At 23.5% G+C, this 3,614-nt stretch carries 1 protein-coding gene; it reads left to right on the forward strand.

Translation table 11 applies throughout. From position 1 onward, the window contains the following. Window positions 1–5 precede the first annotated feature (5 nt). Window positions 6–3,503, forward strand: a complete 3,498-nt coding sequence (locus H2277_RS08710) for a hypothetical protein (RefSeq protein ID WP_337201928.1) — start codon at window positions 6–8, stop codon at window positions 3,501–3,503. Window positions 3,504–3,614 lie beyond the last annotated feature (111 nt).

The raw sequence follows: 3,614 nt of genomic DNA on the forward strand, positions 1-3,614 counted from the left end.
AAAATATGAAAATAAAGAATTTTACTTTAATTACATCAAATCATAACTTAGAAATTGAATTAAAAAATCTCACCAAAAATGCCAATAAAATTATTTTTATATGCGGTGATTTTGATGGATATAAAGAAGCTAAGAATTCTCTATATCAAACATTGCATACTATTGAAGATGATTTTAAAATCGACAATACAAAAACTTTTAAAATCATACATCTAAATCAAATTGATAAAGACGAAATCACAAAAGAACAAAAATTTAGCTCTGATAAAAATTTATCTAGCATTAAAAAAATTATCTTTAATAATTTAAAACTTTTAAATAATGCAATTAATCAAAATGAAAATAAAACGCTCAATAAAATTATTGATGAAAGTGATGAAAAAAGTATTGAAAATTTTTTAAAAGAAATTCAAAAAGAATTAAATATATTACTAAAAAATATCAAAGAATCTAACTATTTTGAGCAAGAGATTAAGCCAAAGATACAACTTACCCTAGATACACTTTTTAATACACTTTTAAAAAATATTTCTCAATCTAATGATGATGAATATAAGCAAATTATTAGAGCTATAGCAAAATTTTTTATCAATATATATGATTCTATAACCGACTTTAAAAAGCCCATTTCTTTAATCAAAAAAAATCCTTATGTTTTTGCTGTAAATACTTTATTTGAATTTTACAATTCTTTCTCTGGGTATAAAGATAATAAGGAAAAAAAATATTATTATGATTTTGCTTATCCACTTTTAGAACTCATTACTAGCAAACTTTATCCTATTATTGCTTTATGCAATGAAGAGATTTTATCTGATGTGTTAATTATAGATGATAAAGTATTATTAGATTTTTCGTCCTATATTAACGCCCCTTCAATCAGTCTTTATAAAAATAGTTTTTATAAAATTATTTTAGACGAAGAATTTCAAGGTATTTTTGATCATTTTTTAGAAAATAATCCAAAATTTGAAAATGAAAAATTAAATAATACACTTTTAATAAATTCTAGTTTAAATAATTCTGATACAACATTAAAAAAAGCAATAAATTTAAATATTTTTAAACTTAATCATTTTTTTTATGCAGAATACCCTGATTTAAATTCTTCCATGCTAGTGGAAATGATATTAGATAAAAAAAATGCTGATCAAATCAATACAACGAAAATGGGTAAAAATTATTTGTTCATTACCAATCCACCACAACTTAATAATGCAGGGCTTTGTGAAGACTTGTATCAAAAAAAATTAGGAGCAAAGATAAAAAATCGTCCTAAAGCCCTTACAAAAAATGAAAAACTTGGATTAAAAGAAGAATTTCCTAGTAAAAGAGATTATGGTTCTTATTTTATAGAAAGAGATATTAAAAATGAAGATGATTTTATATTGCAACTTTGTCCTTTTGTAAAACTTGATGGACAGACTTATCAAAAATATAAAAGATATTTTAATTTTTATAATCAGACATATTCTTGGATAAATCTTTATCTATTAGAGAATATAAATGAACGATTAGAATATGAAGAAGTTAGACAAGATTTTGCTTATATTGATGGCTTTTTTAAATTACCCAAAGAACTTGAAGAAATTAGCGAAAAAGAAAAAGAAAAAGTAGAAGAATATGTTGAGCTTTTTAATAATTATTTAGATAATATCAATTCTTATTATGATCAAATGCAATTTTTTCTTGAGTTAGAGCCATCAATATCTAAAACATATGAAAATGTAGATTTTAAGAAATACTCACCTTTAACGGTTGTTTTATTGACTTTGACTTTGTATGTTTTACAAAAAGACTTAGCTTTTACGCAAGAATATTCTCTTGGTGTTAAAAATATTGTAATTCCAAATTTAGATTATGGTGATAAAGAAATTTCACTTAATTATCAAAAGATTAAAATACCAAATTATTTTAAGGAGTATATCTTATTTATCCCTGATGATATTTATTTTTATGATAATGATAAAAAAATTTACATCTTTTTATCCAAAGAATTAAATAAAAACAAAAAAGAAGGTGAAGTCATCTATTTAGATGAACTAGCTAAGACCATTTTTGAAAATGATCTTGAAGAAAATGATCAAACTTATATAAATTTTTTAAATACCTTAAATGAAAGCTTTAATGAGGAGATTGAATTTGAAGAAAATATACAAACAGATAACACTCTTCCTTCAAAAAAAGATTTAGATAAAAGCATTCAAGAAATTATGCTTGATAATGAACTTGCAAAATTATCCATAGATATTACTTTTTTTAACATCATTAAGCAACTTTTTCCTTTTACAGAATTTCTTATGAGTCAGCCTGATTTTTTTAAAAAAATGATTTTATTTTTTATAGATTCAAGCTTTGATAAAAAGCATTATGGCAATAAATTATTTTCTAGTTTTAAAGCACATTTTTTTAAAGAACTAGGGATATTTTATGCACTTAATCCTAAGGGGCGTTTTATGAAAGTTAATTTAAAAAGTAAAAAATCACTCAATAAAGCTTTTTTATACCAAATAGGAACAAATTATTATTATTTTAATCAATTAGAATATGCTAACAAATTAAAAAAGTCAAAGAGTTTTTCAAGATTAGATAAAGTCAAGCAAATTTATTTGGTATCAAAAGTAAGAAAACGATTGGCTATTGATTTTTCTATTAAAATTGGTAAGAATTTGGGGGTAGATATATTAAAAGATTTAACAGGATCTTTTATAGATACACTTTTACCTACAAATTACGAAAGATTGAAAATTTTATATGAAAAACTAATGTATGAAAAATTGACTTACAATTATGATTTTCCCTTAGCTGTAAAAAAAGAAGAATACTTAACCTATCCTTTATTAATAAATTCTAGATTTATGAGTTTTGATTTATCTGAGTTTATTTTTGGTTCTTTATTGTGCACAGGTGGGCTTAATTATTATCCTAGTATTGCTTGTGCTACAACTTCAAGTGAAGCTAGAGAATTTGCCTTAAAAAGACTTTTATCTTATATTATTTTAGATGAGAAAAGAAGTGCTTTTATGGAAGATAAAATTAATGAGGGCAAATACATCTTAAATGATAAGGAATTTTTTGAAAAAAACAATATAGAACTTAGAAATTGTAATATATATAAGCTAGAGCATTTTCAAAGAAAAGAAGAGTATAAAACACAAAATCCTATGATAAAACAACACCCTATACTAGCTTATAATGATGCTATACAAATTTTATATGAATATGCAAATGGGATTTATAATACTACACAGGATGAAAAAGGTAAGTTCATAGAAGATAGGCAAAAGGCAAGAAGATTGATGGAGAATTTAGAAGCCATAGGGCAACATAATTTGGAAGTGATGTATAAGGGGATAAATAATAAAGATGTTGATAATGAAAGAAATAGAAGAAAAGATAAAGAAGATTTTGATGATATTAGTAAAATACAAGATTATTCTAATAAGTTTATAGGCAGACTAGCCACTACTATAATCATGGAAGATGGTTTATATATAGGATGAAAGGATAAAAAATGAGTGAAACTTATGAGATTTATACTTCTAATGGACTTATATTAGAAGTTGATAAAAATACAAATCAAATTATATTTGATAAAAGAAAAGATGGGCGTG

It is taken from the genome of Campylobacter sp. W0014 (assembly GCF_020135975.1).
In the GTDB taxonomy this organism is placed as follows: Bacteria; Campylobacterota; Campylobacteria; order Campylobacterales; family Campylobacteraceae; genus Campylobacter_D.

Coding starts and splice junctions, on each gene's coding strand:
- H2277_RS08710 (WP_337201928.1), top strand. CDS start 6: ATGAAAATAAAGAATTTTACTTTAATTACATCAAATCATAACTTAGAA.